Source organism: Flavobacterium frigidarium DSM 17623 (assembly GCF_000425505.1).
In the GTDB taxonomy this organism is placed as follows: Bacteria; Bacteroidota; Bacteroidia; order Flavobacteriales; family Flavobacteriaceae; genus Flavobacterium; species Flavobacterium frigidarium.
The window spans coordinates 188,714-204,537 of sequence record NZ_AUDO01000004.1 but is presented as its reverse complement, the minus strand read 5'-3'; the positions used below and the strand labels follow the sequence as shown (position 1 = coordinate 204,537).

Sequence of the window (15,824 nt, the reverse complement as noted above, 5' to 3'; positions counted from 1 at the left end):
GTTTATCGACTGTGTTTCCACCTTTTATGTGTCCAAAAATAATATTCTGGAGCTTCATGAATTTGTTTCTCTACTTCTTTAATAAACATATTTGTGATCTCAAAATTTGGAATAGACTTCGGATCGTCTGTTAAAGGTATAAGTGTTGCTTGATAGTAACCACGTTTTACTTTTTCGACCTTTGCAAAAAGTACGGTTAAATCATATTTTTTTGCCAAGACTTCGGCTCCAGTATGCACCGGCACATCGATTCCCATAAAATTTCCCCAATGAATTATTCGATCATTTTTAGGAGATTGGTCACTAGCCATACCATACATTGATAAAATTCCCTTGCGTTGATTATTTGCAATCAGCGGAATGGTTTCTCTAGTAACGACTAATTTCGTATTGTATTTAGATCGTATGTCTATTACTAATTTATCAAAATATTTGTTGGCTAACTTCTTGTAAACTCCCACACCTTGAAAAGATAATTTTTTATTTAAGGCGAGTAACCACTCCCAACTTGCATAATGCGAAGCAAGCAGCATAATGCTTTTTCCCTTTTGTTCGTACTCAGTGACCAATTCAGGATTTGTAATAACAAAACGTTTGTTAATTTCTTCCTCAGAGATGGTCATTGTCTTTGCCATTTCTAAAAACATATCACAAAAGTGCTGATAGAATTTCTTTTCGATTACCCTTCTTTCCGCTTCACTTAAATGGGGTAAAGCCAATGCAAGATTATTTCTCACCGTTTTTTTACGGTAGCCAATGATGTGATAGATCAAAAAATAAATAACATCTGACAGTGCATAAAAAATAGGAAAAGGAAGTATAGAAACTAACCACAGAAAAGGATAAGCGATAATATAAACTAGAAATTGCATGCAATAATTTTTGCTACAAAGGTAAGCCAAAAATGAATAGCGTTAAAAAATTAAAAAGTTACAAACCCGTCCCTTTTAGAATGTTTATATTTACTGAAAAATATAAAATAAATTTATGAATACCATCTTGATTATTATAATCGCCGCAAATGCCTTAATGAGTTTTAAAGGATTTAACGATATTAGTTTTTTTCGAAAATATGAATTTCACATGGGAAGTGTTCGCGCAGGCGAGCAAATACGATTATTTTCGTCGGGATTTTTACATGCAGATATTGGTCATTTAGCATTCAATATGTTGACACTTTACTTTTTTGCTCCTGTTGTAATTGCTTATTTAGGAAGCACTTCGTTTATCATTATATATTTTGCCAGTCTGCTCTTTGGTAGTTTACTAACTATTCTATTCCATAAAAACGATTACAATTATAGAGCTGTCGGTGCCTCAGGAGCGGTTACTGGAGTTCTGTACTCGGCTATTTTACTGCGCCCAGATATGATGTTAGGATTGTTCTTTATCGTTCCTATCCCAGCTTATTTATTCGGGATTTTGTACCTTTTATATTCTATTTACGGCATGCGCGCCAAGAATGATAGTATAGGACATACAGCACATTTTGGTGGAGCCATTGGAGGCTACTTAGTCACACTTGCAACCAGACCATCGCTGATTGTAGAACACACTTTCATGGTGGCTTTATTAACTATTCCTATAGTAATATTGTTTGTAATGGCTCGAATGGGGAAACTGTAATGGCACGGCTTTTGAAATAACAGGATAACAAAACAAGTACAAACAAAAATAGCATATTATGAAAAAAGCATTAATGATTTTAGCAATGGTTTTTATGGCTCAGTCATACGGACAAGAAATAAAACAAGTTCCACAAATTAGTGTCAATGGTCAAGCCAAAGTTAAAGTTGTGCCAGATCAAGCAACAATTACTGCTACTGTAGAAACTAAAGGGAGTAACGCAAAAGATGTGAAAAGGGAAAATGACAAGCAAATTGATGCTGTTCTAAAAGTGATTAAAAAAAATAATATTGCAACTGCAGATTATAGAACGCAACGTGTTGCTTTAAATCCTCAGTATGATTATGATAAGAAAAAAACTAGTTACAACGCGACTCAAACAATCGAAATCATAGTGAGAGACTTAAATCAATATGATGAATTAATGGAAGGGTTAGTATCTGAAGGTGTCAATAGAATCGACAATGTGGTTTTTCAATCTTCAAGTTTAGCTAAGCATGAAGCTGAAGCAAGAAAATTAGCAATGAAAGATGCTCAAATGAAAGCACTAGATTACGTTGCTGTTTTAGGGCAAAAGGTAGGTCGCGCAATGACAATTTCTGATAACTCTCAAAACTATTCTCCTCAGCCCGTCTTTGCTCGAATGAAAACGATGGAGATGAGTGACAGCAATTCAAGTAGAGAAACTTTAGCAGCTGGTGAAATCGAAATTTCAGCAAATGTAAGTGTTAGTTTTATCTTGGAATAAGACATAAGAACACTATCAATAATAATTTAAAAATCTGCTTATTCTCAAAATAGAGAATAAGTAGATTTTTTTTTGATGCAAAATGTAATCACATAATTTATAGTTTGTGGCGCTTTATGTTACATAATTCTCAATATTTCTTTATTTATTTTAATAATATAAAACCTAATCATAATCTTGTAACAGCCACGCTATATAGAATGTATAATTTTAACAAATAGAAAAGAAACAGATTTTAGACTGCGATAGTAACGTTTTTTAAACCTACCAATCAATTTGAAATCTCTTTTTTGATGAGTTGAAATAATTGACCTGATACTAGTGGAAACGAAGAACACGGGTAGGCAGGTTGTTGAAGCAGCTGTAACGGCGCATGTACTTTCCATCCGTTCGTGCATGCATTAGAGCCTACGTCTTTAAATTTTTAAAGATCAGTTGCCCAACGATGATACTAGTATCGGTCAATTTTTATTTATAATTCAAAATAGTATAGTTAAGGAAAAATATATAAAATAGGTTACTATTAAAAGATACTGAAATGGATACAGCAATCGTTGATACTATCGAGTTGGGGACAATAGAGAAAGAGTTTAAGGATTTTATTATTAATAAAAATCATCCTTGTATAATGGCAAATACGGTTTTTAGAATGGATAAATACCATTTAAAAGTCTATGATGATATTACTTCTGATGAGGTAATTGAGCCTATATTAAATGATGTGGCAGAATACTTAGAAAGCTATGACTTTGAATCGAATATATTCGAATCTCTAATCATTAGTTTTAAAGAAAATAATTTCAATACAGAAGCTGAATTTGAGAAAGCATTGTGGAATTTTTTACAGAAATTGCACAATCATGACGATTCAGTATGGGATCCTAATGTAAGTAAAGATCCAAATGATTCCAACTTCAGTTTCAGTATAAAAGGAAAAGCATTTTACATTGTAGGGATGCATCCTGAGAGTTCTAGATTGGCGAGAAGGGCGCCTTATTGTACAGTAGTTTTTAACTTGCACTGGCAGTTTGAAAAATTACGGGAAATGGGAACCTACCAATCTGTGAAAAAAAGAATTAGATGGAGAGATAAAGCTCTGCAAGGAAGCATCAATCCAGTTTTACAAGATTTTGCTGAGGATAGCGAGACCAAACAATACAGTGGTAGGGAAGTAGAGCCAACATGGAAATGTCCGTTTCACAATAAAAATAATTAACGATGAGCACAGAAATAGAATTAAATGAATACAATCTTATTCCACCACAAACCGGAGCTGCTTTTATCTTAAAAAAAGGAGAATTTTTAACGGTGGTAGATCCCCTAGGAAGTCAGGTTAGCGATATGGTTTTATTCAATCTTGAAGATAAAAAAGAAAAATTATCCTCTGGAAAAACCTTAGATTTTGAAGAAAGTATCTTAATCACTGAAGGAAATTTTTTATGGAGTAATCGCTCCCATAAAATGATGGAAATCGTCGAAGACACAAATGGTCGAAATGATTTTTTATTAGCGCCTTGCAGTCCTGAGACCTTTCAGATTATGTATAATAATCATGAGGAACATCCAAGTTGCTTGAATAATTTAAAGGTAAATTTGAGTGAATTTGATATTGAATTAGATGATATACCTACAGCATTCAACATTTTTATGAACGTACAGTTTGATGAAAAAGGTAAAATTAGTGTTCTACCACCCACATCTATTGCTGGTGATCATGTTAAATTTAAAGCAGAGATGGATTTAATAGTTTGCTTAACCGCGTGTTCTGCTGAAGATAGTAATGGTGGTACTTTTAAACCAATTCACTATGTGGTGACTCAAGTTTAAATAAAGATTTGCGGTGTAAATTTCGATAATAATATTAGTATTAGACATAAAAAAAGCCAGTATGTTATTGTTTAACATACTGGCTTTTTTGTTTTGAACTTTTTTTATTGCCATCCACCACCTAAGGCTTTGTACAGTTCAGTATTGTTGCTAAGTTGTTCTCTCTTCAAGTTTGCAAGTTCAAGCTCCGCTTGTAAAACGTTCGCCTGAGCTGTTAGCACCTCTAAGTAATCAGCCATACCATTTTTAAATAAGAGGTTGGCGTTAAAAGTTGCTTTATTTAAAATTGTTACTCGTTGTTGTAGAAAGTCTATCTGCTCTTGCAATTTATCTAGTTTGACTAATGCATCGGCGACCTCGCTAACCGCTATCAAGACCGCTTGTCTAAATTGGATCACTGCTTTATCACGTTCAATAATAGCGATATTATAATTTGTTCTCAATTTTTTATTGTTCAACAGTGGTTGTGTAAGCCCTCCAAGTGCAGTCCCGAATAATGAAGCTGGCATATTGAACCAATTTGAAGATTCGAAAGAGTTCAAACCTCCTTGAGCAGTAATTTTTAAAGTAGGATACAAATTAGCTTTACTAACACCTACTCTGCCGTTGGCGATTTGTAGCGCTAACTCTGCGCTATGAACATCAGGACGTCGTCGTACTAATGACGACGGAATACCAACCGCCAAGCTATCTTTGATCTGGATGTTATTTATTAAAGCAGTTCGAACTTTCGAATTAGGAAAATCCCCCGTTAATACACTCAACGCATTTTCTTGGATGGCAATATTTTGCTCTAATTTAGGAACTAGTTGTTGGGCGTTCAATTGCAATGCTTCTGACTGTTGAATTGCTAGCGAGCTTACTAATCCTGAGTTATACTGTAATTTTATAATTGTCGTAGTGCTGTCGTTAAGCTGTACATTTTTTTTGGCTATAGCCAACTGAGAATCTAACATCAGTAAATTATAATACCCTTTAGATACGTCTGCGACAAGAGTAGTTTTTACCGCTTTGCTAACTTCTGCTGATTGCAAATAACTCACAAAGGCCTCTTTATTTTGATTTTTTATTTTACCCCAAATATCTGCTTCCCAAGAGAGAGATAATGATGTAGAATAGTCATCTAAATGTTGTTGCCCTAAAGCTTGCCCTAAATTTTTACCTGTAAAACTATTATCAGAAGGATTTGTTGTACTTGCAGAAATGGCCAAATCCAAGCGAGGCACATTATTCCATTTTGATTGCGTGTATTTTTTCTGAGCGATTTCGATGTTTTTAATGGCTATTTGTAAGTCATTATTTCGAGTAATTGCACTATCGATAAGCGTTTGCAAAGCATCATCTGTATAGAAGTTTTTCCAGCTAATGTCTGCAATGCTGGAACTATCTGTAGTCACATCTGTTCCTCTATAACTTACGGGAAGTGCATTTGTAGGCAAGACGGTATCTTTACTTACGTTGCAGGATATAATAGTACTAACTGATAAGACAGCTAGTACTATTTTTAATTGATTTGTTTTCATTTGAATTCTAATTAACAGTCTGGACAAGATTCTTCTTTTTCTTCTAACTCTTTCGAAATTTTGTGTGATATGTATGCCATTGCAAATACTACGGCGACAATAATTGATGTGATATAATGGTTCATTTGTTATTCGTTATTATTTGTTATACTTGGGTCCCCAGTGAATCTCTCTTGTAAATTTTGAAATACAATAAATAAAACTGGAATTATTAAAACCCCTAAAATTACTCCTGAAATCATTCCTCCTGCAGCACCTATACTGATCGAATGATTCCCTTGTGCTGACGGACCTGTAGCTCCCATCATTGGGATTAAACCTACTACAAATGCTAGTGATGTCATGATAATAGGTCGTAGACGAAGTTGCGCCGCCTCGATTGTTGCTGCAACTAGTGGCTGTCCTGCTTTTCTACGTTGCAAGGCAAACTCTACAATCAAAATCGCATTTTTGGCTAACAATCCAATAAGCATGATTAGTGCGACTTGAACATAAATGTTGTTTTCGATTCCTGTAAGACCAATCGCAGCAAATACTCCAAATATTCCCACTGGGATTGATAAGATTACCGCTAATGGTAGGATGTAACTCTCATACTGAGCTGCTAGCAAGAAATAAATGAAAATCAAACACAGTAAGAAAATTGTTGCCGACTGTCCTCCTGATGAAATCTCCTCACGAGTTTGACCAGAAAATTCATGTTTGTATCCCGTAGGCAATTGTTTTGCTGAAACTTCTTCGATTGCCTGAATTGCATCACCGGTACTAAATCCGGCATTTGGAATGGCATTAATCGAAATCGAATTAAACAAATTGTATCGTGAAGCAGTTTCTGATCCGTAGATTCTAGTCAATTTAACTAGAGAATTTATTGGAACCATGTCACCGTTTTTATTTTTTACAAATACTCGGTCAATTGCCGAAGGATCTGCTCTGTCATCAACATCTGCTTGAACAACTACACGGTAATATTTACCAAAACGATTAAAATCTGAGGCTTGAGCACTACCAAAATAAGCTTGCATGGTACTCAAAATATCACTTACTTTAACACCAAGTTGATCTGCTTTTTCATCATCAATGTCTAATTGTAATTGCGGGTAATCAGCTTTAAAACTAGTAAAAGCAACTGCAATTTCAGGACGCTTCATTAACTCCCCGATGAAGTTTTGAGAGATTCCACTAAATTTATCTAGTTTGCCTCCCGTTTTATCTTGTAAAACAATATCTAATGCTTCTACATTACTAAACCCTGGAACGGTAGGGAAACTAAATACAAAGAAACTTCCACCTGAAATAGCACCCAACTTACCGCGAACTTCATTCATGATTGCATCAATGTCTTTGGTTTGACCACGCTCTTCATTTGGTTTTAACAATAAAAAGATAATTGCCGATGATGGACTGGTTGAGTTCGTCAACAAGTTAAAACCAGATATAGCCGTTACAAATCGCGAACTCTCAATTCCTCTCAAAGTACTTTCGGCATCACCCATGATTTGTTGGGTACCGTGTAGCGATGTTCCTGATGGTGTGTTCACAGCAATTGCAATAAAACCCTGATCTTCTGTAGGGATAAATCCAGCAGGTGTAGTCTTGACCATTACCACTGTAGCAAAAGTAATTAATGCCAACCCGCTTAAACTAACCCATTTATTTCGAATTAAAAAGCGCAAACTCCCTACATAACGATCAGTTAATTTGTTGAAACTAGTATTGAATCCAGTAAAGAATTTTTCTTTGAAACTCGCTTTCTTAACTACCTCGTGATTCTCATCATGATTGTGGTTGTCTTTTAAAAATAGAGCAGCTAGCGCCGGACTTAAAGTCAATGCATTTACAGCAGAAATTACAATTGCAATTGCCATAGTAAAGGCAAATTGACGGTAGAATACTCCGGTGGAACCTTCCATGAAACCCACTGGTAAAAATACCGCAGCCATAACCAATGTAATCGAAATAATAGCACCTGTAATTTCGTGCATCGCCTCATGAGTGGCAGCTTTTGGAGACAGTTTTTTGTGTTCCATTTTGGCGTGCACCGCTTCAACGACAACAATTGCATCATCGACGACAATACCAATTGCTAAAATCAAGGCAAAAAGCGTCAGCAAGTTTATTGAGAACCCAAACAACTGCATAAAAAAGAAAGTTCCTAATATTGCTACTGGTACTGCTATCGCGGGAATCAGTGTAGATCTAAAATCTTGTAGAAATAGAAAAACAACAATAAAGACTAGAATAAATGCTTCAATTAACGTATGCTTTACTTGCTCAATAGATTGATCTAAAGCCACTTTTGTACTGTAAAAAATATTGTGTTTAATTCCTGCAGGAAAATCTTTTGACGCTTTTTCCATTAGCTCGTTAATCGCAATTTGGATTTCGTTAGAGTTTGATCCAGCTAATTGAATTACTCCAATTACTGCTCCTTTTTTACCATTTAGACGCGTTAAACTAGTATACGAATAAGCGCCAAGTTCGACTCTAGCCACATCTTTCAAACGCAAAATTGATCCATCTCCATTTGCTCTAACGGCGATATTTTGATAATCTACAGGCTTTGTTAGTTTTCCTTTGTATTTAATTACGTATTCGAAAACCTCTGTACTTCTTTCTCCAAATTTACCTGGTGCAGCCTCCAAACTTTTGTCTTTAATGGCAGCCATTACTTCAGCAGGCGTTACATTATGCGAAGCCATTTGAGAGGGATTAAGCCATACACGCATGGAATAATCTTTTACACCACCAAAAATATTAGCAGAACCTACTCCGGGAATACGCTTGATTTCTGGGATAATGTTTATTTGCGCATAATTAGAAACAAATGTTTGATCGTACTTCGATTCGTCTTCAGTGTATAGACCAATCGCCATAACAAAACTATTTTGTTGCTTAGCTGTGATAACTCCTTGTTGTACAACTTCACTTGGCAATTGACTGGTTGCTTGAGCAACTCTATTTTGAACGTTTACTGCAGCTTGGTCAGCGTCTGTTCCTAATTTAAAGAATACAGTAATAGCAAGCGTTCCGTCATTACTTGCTGTCGAACTCATGTATGTCATGTTTTCAACACCATTAATCGACTCTTCTAATGAGGGCGCTACTGATCTAAGAACAGTTTCGGCATTTGCCCCAGGGTAAACCGCTGTAACAAGTACAGATGGTGGTGCAATATCAGGGAATTGCTGCAATGGCAATTTTGATAATCCTAGTACTCCAAGAATCACTAATAAAATAGAGATTACAGTGGCTAGTACTGGTCTTTGTATAAATATTTTGAACATTTCTCTGGCAATTATTTTTTAGAATCTATTTGTGCAACTTCTTTTGCTGGTGTTGTAACGGGTTGAATTAATTGACCTTCTTGCAATTTGTCAATTCCGCTTAACACAATCTTATCTCCTGCTTTCAAACCTTCACTAATTAAATAATTAGCACCACTTTTGCCTGAAATAGTTACAGGCGTTTTAGTCACTTCATTTTTAGCATTCACAGTAAAAGCAAATACTTTATCCTGCATTTCAATTGTTGCAGATTGCGGAATCAAAATTGCATCATCATGCTGGATTTGCAATCTTACTTTACCCGTGTTTCCTGAACGTAAAATCCCGTTTGCATTTGGAAAAGTAGCTCTAACGGTTATTGCTGCAGTGTTTTTGTCGAATTGCCCATCAATCATATCGACCACTCCTTTTTTCTCATAAATACTGTTGTCTGCAAGAACAAGTTCTACTGCAGCTAGATTTTTTAGTTTTTCAGATAAGGTATTTCCAGCGTAAGTTTTTTTGAAATTGATGAAATCGCTTTCACTTAAAGAGAAATAACCATATACCTCATGTACATCAGAAAGTGTGGTTAAGGCTTCAACATCTGAAGAAGAAATTAGACTTCCCTGCTTTTTGTATAATCTCCCAATATATCCGCTTACGGGAGCGGTAATGGTAGTGTAACCAAGATTTATACGAGCAGAGGCAACCATTGCTTTATTTTGCTCAATATTAGCCATCGCAACTTTTTGCATGGCTTTGGCTGTTTTTAACTGATAATCAGAAACCACCTTGTTTTTAACTAGAGGATTTAGCTTGTCTACTTCAATATCAGAATTGATTAAAGCGGCTTCGGCAGCATGGAGATTAGCCAAAGCATTGTTTAACTGTTCTCTATACGGTCTATCATTGATTTTAAATAAGGCTTGACCTTTACGTACATAAGCTCCTTCATCTACAAGAACTTGATCAAGATTTCCGTTGACTTGTGATCGCACTTCAACGTCTACAGTACCTTGAATTGCGGCTGGATAGGCTACAGATGTTGCTGTTGATTCACTTTTTAAAGTTAGAACGGGTAGGGAAGGCGCAGCAGCGACTGGAATTTCTGCTTTGTTATTACAACTGCTAATTAATACAGCCAATAAAAGACTTTTTATAAGGGTAGTTCTCATTTCAGGTTTTATCTATTTTATTTTTATTATCGAAATCAATGTTTAATTGATCGCTCTTTATTTACATTATTAAATTATCTAACACTGTTAAGTATAAGACCGACAGCTGTTACTAGGTAAGGTTATTCTATATTGCTACATAATCATATTAATTTATTTAACGGTGTTAAGTAGAAAGCATCAGATTATTAAAATGATACCTATTAAATAAGAAATTATACCTTAGTTAATTTATCTAACAGTGTTAAGTCGTTTCTAAATTTTTTTATTTAATGGATTTGATAATGCCTCCAATAGCATCTTTTAGTATTTGATTATTTATAGATTCTGATACATCGCTTCTATTAATAATATTTATTGCAATCAATCCGTGAATCACAGAGAAAAAGGTAAAATACTTTTGCTTAATCACTTCTTCCGTTGGATTTTTATCTTTCATTATTTCAGATATAACCGCAATAAAAGAGTGATAAGGAGAATCTGTTACTGAACATTTTTGAGAGCAGCAATTCATCTGTACACCGTACATCACTTGGTACATTTCTGTATCAGTAAATGCAAAATTCCAATAAGCCATCCACATCGCTTCTAATTGATCATCTGCTGAATCGTGTTCGGCTTTTGCCAACTCTAATTTTTTAGATAATTTTATAAAACCTTTTGTGGTTAACTCTTGTAGAATAGATTCTTTATTAGAGAAATATTCATAAATGATTGGTGCTGTATATTCAATTCGATCTGCAATTTTACGCATGCTCAGTCCTTGCCAACCTTCCTCTTTGACAATATCATGCGCAGCCTCGAGAATGTTATTTCTCGTTTCTTCTTTGTGTCTTAAAATTCGATCTTTACTTGCCATACAATAGCCTATTAAATCATTTAACAGTGTTAGGCAAAAGTAGTGCATTTATTCTGTCTCCACTATTTGCATCATCATTTTTTCCTATTATGAAATAAATTTTATTGATTTTTATTGCTTATTCGCAGTTCAAAGTGCAAGAAATTGATATTTAGAAATATCATATTTCAATTTAGAAATCTGTAAGTCAGTTTTTTAAAATGAGTAAAAACAGTAAATGGGAAAAAATAATTTCCAGCTATTATCATTAAACTATTTCCTGGGAACAAAAAAAAATGCCCATCCTACTAAAAGGATGGGCATTAATTAAACGGTTTTAATACTATCTATAAATATCTCGGCCACTATTTGTTCTCCAATTCTGCTCTAAATAATCAGCATCTTCATCATTTCTAGGATGAACTCCTAAAACTACCTGACCTTCATTAATTCCAGATTCGTATACTTTTGCACGTTCTTCAGGAATACCTGATCCCACAAGTGCACCAATCAATCCTCCAGTGATTCCACCAGCTCCCGCACCAGCTAATCCGGCTGCAAGCGGTCCTGCAATGATTAATCCTAGTCCTGGAATAACTACACTTGTTCCTATTGCTGCGATTACTCCAACAATTGCACCTATAGTTCCACCGATAGCAGATCCAGTTCCAGCAGTTTCAGCTGCTTTTGTCCCTAATTCAGAGTGGTCGTCAGCATCTGAGTAATGTTTTTTACGAGTCTCATCTGACATCAGTAAGTTAATTTCCTCACGAGTATACCCGCGGTCGTGTAATGCGTTGTATGCATTTTCAGTGCTTGTTCTATCTGCAAACATTCCTGTCATCATAGGACGTTTGTCCATATTGTGATTGTCTCTACTTTCCATAATTTTTTTTTTTAATTGTTTGATAATTTGTTTGTTAATGTAAATTTCCAAAAAAAATGTTTCGCAAAGACTATAGAATTTTTTGTAAATATTACAGAATTTTAATCAACTAAAATCAAAACCTTAAGCTGTTTGGTCGTGGGCATGTATTTTAACGTAAACTTTTTTTATTAAACCTTCTAAACGTTTTTGATAATCCTCCATCAACCAAGTTTTATAGCTGGAACTAGCACTTTCTAAACACTTTACATATTGCTTCACGCGCCACTGAACTTCCGGTGTTAGCATTGCAGCAAGTTCAAGTGCGTGACTTAAGGTTTCAGCATTGTCTAAACACATCTTTGCCTGTTGTCTTATAGATTCTTGAATAACTGATTTATGCTTTTTATCCATATCCAGTGCTTCTTGAAAATGACTATCTATGTCAAAAGCCATTTCTAAAGTTTTTGGAAAGTGACTTCTTAGTTCTGAGGTAAGAGCAGGAGACTGAGAAGATGCATTCCCAGCGATTTGATAATGCAATTGCTTAGCAAAGTCATCTGGATGATCAAAAATGTATTTCCAGTCCAGAGGTGCTTCCCACGCTCCAAAACGCTGAATATTATTTCCTAAATCGGTAATTCCGAAAGTTTTTTTAGATGCTAATCTTCTTGCACCGCGCCCTACCATTTGGTGGTATAAGGTAATCGAAGTAGTCGCTCTATTTAAAATGACGTGTTTCACTGTGGGTTCGTCAAATCCTGTTGTCAAGATAGAAACTGAAGTCAAAACAGCATTTTTGGTTTTCTTAAACCACTGTAGTATTTCTTTTCGCTCTTCCTCTGAAGTTTTGTTATCTAAATGTCTCACTGGAATTCCAGCTCCTCTAAAATTCTCCTCTACTAGTTTTGAGACTGCAATCCCGTTATTGAAAATCAAAGTTTTTTTACCGTTTGCATTGTCTTGATAAGCTTGTAATAAAAGTTCTTGCATGGGTGCAGAACCATACAATTCGTTAGAAGAGCTAACAGTGAAGTCACCATGAATTCCGGTTTTAAGTGAGTTTAATTCTATTTCGTATTGATGAGACTTTGGCTTAGCCAAAAAACCATTTTCGATAAGATTAGCAATACTTTCTCCAGTGATTAGTCCGTCATAATAGCGATTCATAGGTTTAGAAATATCAGAACTAAAAGGTGTTGCCGTAGCTCCTATAATAAAAGCGTGCTTGAATTTCTTAGTTAGTTTCCTAAACGAATTGTGGTGTGCTTCGTCTATAATTACCAATCCTACATTCTTAGTGTTTATTTTTTTTGATTTAATTCTGTTTCTTAAAGTCTCCACCATAGCTACATAACAAGTAGCATTACTTTTAAAGTTTTTTGTTTTACTTCCAATAATTTTATTTTGAACAGTAAGTTTTTTAAGCGTCGTAGATGTTTGTTTACATAATTCGTTACGATGCGTTAAAATCATCACTTGCTTGTCGTATTGTGAAAGATATTTTCTAGCAATTTCTGAAAATATCATTGTTTTTCCACCACCTGTTGGTAACTGATACAATAATTTTTGGTCGGGATTACTTTCTATATTAGTAAAGATAGTAGCGATATCTTTCTGTTGGTAATCATAAAACAGAGTCGCATTTTGAGTAGCACTTTTCATGGTTGTATCTTTTTTTAAGTGCGTTTTCAATAAATCTATGGTAGTAGAGATATATCTGGAGTAGAAATTAAATCATCTTAATGTGAACCTGATTTCGCTTCATTTCTGCGCTCTTCTATTGTCTTTTTTTCTTTGATTTCGAAAAATAAAAGTAAGCTTCGCAACCAGTATAAATTTTATACAATTCGAGGACTTTATTACAGAATTTTATTAAAGATGAATCTAGTTTACTAGTTATTCTCCAGGCGGAATTAGATTCTTCAGAATGACTTTATTTGTTCTTATAAAATTTTTTGGAGCAGATATGTGATAGACTTAAAAGATGCTATTACTATAAGTATTTTGGTTAACTCATTTTAAACTTTCTATCACCTCTTTCAAAGTTAGCTTCTAAGGGTGATAAAAAAAAAGGGAAGAATATATTTCGATAAATATCATGAGAAATCAATTCTCAATCGAAGAAGTAGAATCTCTTTTTGCTTTTTTTTCTGCTATAATACTAATAACAAAAATTTGAATTCCATGAAAAAGCATTAATGGAAGTAGCACAATTCCCATGGTTGCGGCGTTATGCCAAAGTATTTTCGAAAATATGGTTCCATGAACTAATGATTTTTTAGTTCCGCAAAATTGTGCTGTAATCGTATCCTCTACGTTAAAACCTAACTTCTTACTGATAAAACCCGTTACAAAATAAACTGTAGCAAACAACAATAGCACACAACAAGCAATTGCAAATATCGAACTAAGCTGCAACATGCTAAACAGGTTTTCGTCGAAAGACGTGGCAAAACTTTTATAGATAATCAGTAAAATAACCGACTTGTCGAAGGTGGTTAAAAAAGTACTGTATTTAATAGCATATTTGCCTAAATAACGATGAAGTAGTAGCCCAATGATTATTGGTAATAAGATTTCGGTTATTAGCTTGATATAGACTGCGGTTAAATTAAAATCGCCATTTTGGTTTCTTAAAAACAAACCCATCCACAAGGGCGTGATTAAGATTCCAATTAAACCAGAAATTGTTGCGTTGAAAATAGCTGCTGGAATATTTCCTTTAGCGATAGAAACCATGACAACACTTGATGAAACAGTAGACGGCAAAGCACTAAGAAAAAAAACGGCTAACCAAATATCTTTTACTTGATTACTTTGTATAAATGGTAGAAATAGCAAAACAATCAATGGAAAAAGTAAGAAGGTAGACGATTGTATGAGTAGGTGGAGTTTCCAATTTTTGAGTCCGCTCTTGACTTTCTCCGGACTTAACTTTAATCCGTAGAAAAAGAATATTAAAGAAATACCAAAACTAGATATTGTATCTAAGTCTATAACACTATTTACTCGGCCTAACTGAGGAAATAAATAAGCTATAAAAACGGTCGTAATTATTGCTAGTATGAATTTATCAATCTTTAATTTCATGGTAATCTATTGTAAAATTCAAAGATAATAAGTTACCATTAAAATCGAGTGCGCTTTAACGCTTTAGATACGCAGATACATATTGATTTTATTTGAGGGATCAGTTTGTGAAATTCAACCACATGAATATCATGTAATTAAATAAGCTGTAACTATAAACTATCTGGAGTTTGGTTGCCTATATTTGGGTATACAAACAAACTAGAGATGCTTTAAAATTTAAGATCAATCGAAATAGGAGATTATTTTTTCGAAAAAAATCAAAATTTTAAGCGGTAAGAAAAACAAACAAACAATTAAAAGTGAGGAATTATGAAAGATGTAAACCAATTAAACAGAGAGGTCGTTGATCAGTATTTAAAGGAGAAAGAGCAACAGGATAGAGACAGCAATTTAAAAAGCAAACTTTTTTCCGAGGATGTGGATCACCAAGAATTACCTGATAACAATGACTTTATGGCTGATGATCAGGTAGATAAAGTAATTGAAGAGGATTCTCTAAATAGTAATTATGTGCAGCCAAAAGAAGAGATTGTACAAGATCTAGAAGCTGATAAAAAAGTAGATCCAGATAATATTAATGTTATGGACGAAAGTTATGGAGAAGAGTATATTCATGATGTCAGTATGGTGAGTACTGATCCAGAAAATGACGAGCTAGAAGACAATAGATTAGAAGATTCTGAAGAGTCAATTGAAAAAACTCTGGAGGAAGACGATGATTTTTTAGCAAATGACTTAGATGATGGAGCTGATGATGACGACTTAGATCGTTACAACAACTAGAGAAATCAGGAGCTAATACTATTATTGATTAGTTACTTACTACTATTTATAAATACAAATAAAGAGATCATTTA

General features: G+C 34.4%; 13 protein-coding genes. 5 read left to right on the top strand and 8 right to left on the bottom strand.

Features of this window, described 5'->3' with window-relative positions; genetic code table 11:
- Nucleotides 1–2: 2 nt before the first annotated feature.
- Nucleotides 3–872, bottom strand: coding sequence for a lysophospholipid acyltransferase family protein (locus H603_RS0103210; protein ID WP_026707225.1), 870 nt, complete (start codon nucleotides 870–872; stop codon nucleotides 3–5).
- A gap of 115 nt (nucleotides 873–987) precedes the next feature.
- On the opposite strand from H603_RS0103210, the gene H603_RS0103205 reads away from it, so the two are divergent.
- The 4 genes from H603_RS0103205 (at nucleotide 988) to H603_RS0103190 (ending at nucleotide 4,201) form a co-directional block, all read left to right on the top strand.
- Nucleotides 988–1,626, top strand: coding sequence for a rhomboid family intramembrane serine protease (locus tag H603_RS0103205; RefSeq protein ID WP_026707224.1), 639 nt, complete (start codon nucleotides 988–990; stop codon nucleotides 1,624–1,626).
- A 58-nt stretch (nucleotides 1,627–1,684) separates the two neighbouring features.
- Entirely contained in the window at nucleotides 1,685–2,374 is a 690-nt protein-coding gene (locus H603_RS0103200; RefSeq protein WP_026707223.1) for an SIMPL domain-containing protein, read from the top strand.
- A 538-nt stretch (nucleotides 2,375–2,912) separates the two neighbouring features.
- Complete coding sequence (gene gntA, locus H603_RS0103195; protein ID WP_026707222.1) at nucleotides 2,913–3,590, top strand: guanitoxin biosynthesis heme-dependent pre-guanitoxin N-hydroxylase GntA; 678 nt, start codon at nucleotides 2,913–2,915, stop codon at nucleotides 3,588–3,590.
- Nucleotides 3,591–3,592: 2 nt separating this feature from the next.
- Nucleotides 3,593–4,201, top strand: coding sequence for a DUF1989 domain-containing protein (locus H603_RS0103190; protein WP_035675266.1), 609 nt, complete (start codon nucleotides 3,593–3,595; stop codon nucleotides 4,199–4,201).
- Between the two features lie 104 nt (nucleotides 4,202–4,305).
- Here the strand turns inward: H603_RS0103190 and H603_RS0103185 are convergent, their stop codons facing one another.
- The 7 genes from H603_RS0103185 to H603_RS0103155 all read right to left on the bottom strand — a co-directional run bounded on the left by H603_RS0103185 (nucleotide 4,306) and on the right by H603_RS0103155 (nucleotide 14,964).
- Nucleotides 4,306–5,724, bottom strand: a complete 1,419-nt coding sequence (locus H603_RS0103185; RefSeq protein WP_026707220.1) for an efflux transporter outer membrane subunit — start codon at nucleotides 5,722–5,724, stop codon at nucleotides 4,306–4,308.
- 128 nt (nucleotides 5,725–5,852) lie between these two features.
- Nucleotides 5,853–9,011: an efflux RND transporter permease subunit gene (locus H603_RS0103180; protein WP_026707219.1), complete on the bottom strand. Its 3,159-nt coding sequence runs from the start codon at nucleotides 9,009–9,011 to the stop codon at nucleotides 5,853–5,855.
- Nucleotides 9,012–9,022: 11 nt separating this feature from the next.
- Complete coding sequence (locus H603_RS16370; protein WP_035675263.1) at nucleotides 9,023–10,168, bottom strand: efflux RND transporter periplasmic adaptor subunit; 1,146 nt, start codon at nucleotides 10,166–10,168, stop codon at nucleotides 9,023–9,025.
- Nucleotides 10,169–10,433: 265 nt separating this feature from the next.
- On the bottom strand, nucleotides 10,434–11,027 hold the full coding sequence (locus H603_RS0103170; RefSeq protein WP_026707218.1) for a TetR/AcrR family transcriptional regulator: 594 nt from the start codon (nucleotides 11,025–11,027) through the stop codon (nucleotides 10,434–10,436).
- A 322-nt stretch (nucleotides 11,028–11,349) separates the two neighbouring features.
- Nucleotides 11,350–11,892: a hypothetical protein gene (locus tag H603_RS0103165; RefSeq protein WP_026707217.1), complete on the bottom strand. Its 543-nt coding sequence runs from the start codon at nucleotides 11,890–11,892 to the stop codon at nucleotides 11,350–11,352.
- Between the two features lie 123 nt (nucleotides 11,893–12,015).
- Complete coding sequence (locus tag H603_RS0103160) at nucleotides 12,016–13,536, bottom strand: DEAD/DEAH box helicase (RefSeq protein ID WP_026707216.1); 1,521 nt, start codon at nucleotides 13,534–13,536, stop codon at nucleotides 12,016–12,018.
- Between the two features lie 444 nt (nucleotides 13,537–13,980).
- Nucleotides 13,981–14,964 carry a bile acid:sodium symporter family protein gene (locus tag H603_RS0103155; protein WP_026707215.1) on the bottom strand — a complete coding sequence of 328 codons (984 nt, stop codon included), beginning with the start codon at nucleotides 14,962–14,964 and terminating at the stop codon, nucleotides 13,981–13,983.
- 312 nt (nucleotides 14,965–15,276) lie between these two features.
- On the opposite strand from H603_RS0103155, the gene H603_RS0103150 reads away from it, so the two are divergent.
- Nucleotides 15,277–15,750 carry a hypothetical protein gene (locus H603_RS0103150; protein WP_026707214.1) on the top strand — a complete coding sequence of 158 codons (474 nt, stop codon included), beginning with the start codon at nucleotides 15,277–15,279 and terminating at the stop codon, nucleotides 15,748–15,750.
- Nucleotides 15,751–15,824: the final 74 nt, after the last annotated feature.

Bases quoted from the DNA above. Each gene is read 5' to 3' on its own strand.
- H603_RS0103210 (WP_026707225.1), bottom strand. From the start codon at position 872: ATGCAATTTCTAGTTTATATTATCGCTTATCCTTTTCTGTGGTTAGTT.
- H603_RS0103205 (WP_026707224.1), top strand. From the start codon at position 988: ATGAATACCATCTTGATTATTATAATCGCCGCAAATGCCTTAATGAGT.
- H603_RS0103200 (WP_026707223.1), top strand. From the start codon at position 1,685: ATGAAAAAAGCATTAATGATTTTAGCAATGGTTTTTATGGCTCAGTCA.
- gntA (WP_026707222.1), top strand. From the start codon at position 2,913: ATGGATACAGCAATCGTTGATACTATCGAGTTGGGGACAATAGAGAAA.
- H603_RS0103190 (WP_035675266.1), top strand. From the start codon at position 3,593: ATGAGCACAGAAATAGAATTAAATGAATACAATCTTATTCCACCACAA.
- H603_RS0103185 (WP_026707220.1), bottom strand. From the start codon at position 5,724: ATGAAAACAAATCAATTAAAAATAGTACTAGCTGTCTTATCAGTTAGT.
- H603_RS0103180 (WP_026707219.1), bottom strand. From the start codon at position 9,011: ATGTTCAAAATATTTATACAAAGACCAGTACTAGCCACTGTAATCTCT.
- H603_RS16370 (WP_035675263.1), bottom strand. From the start codon at position 10,168: ATGAGAACTACCCTTATAAAAAGTCTTTTATTGGCTGTATTAATTAGC.
- H603_RS0103170 (WP_026707218.1), bottom strand. From the start codon at position 11,027: ATGGCAAGTAAAGATCGAATTTTAAGACACAAAGAAGAAACGAGAAAT.
- H603_RS0103165 (WP_026707217.1), bottom strand. From the start codon at position 11,892: ATGGAAAGTAGAGACAATCACAATATGGACAAACGTCCTATGATGACA.
- H603_RS0103160 (WP_026707216.1), bottom strand. From the start codon at position 13,536: ATGAAAAGTGCTACTCAAAATGCGACTCTGTTTTATGATTACCAACAG.
- H603_RS0103155 (WP_026707215.1), bottom strand. From the start codon at position 14,964: ATGAAATTAAAGATTGATAAATTCATACTAGCAATAATTACGACCGTT.
- H603_RS0103150 (WP_026707214.1), top strand. From the start codon at position 15,277: ATGAAAGATGTAAACCAATTAAACAGAGAGGTCGTTGATCAGTATTTA.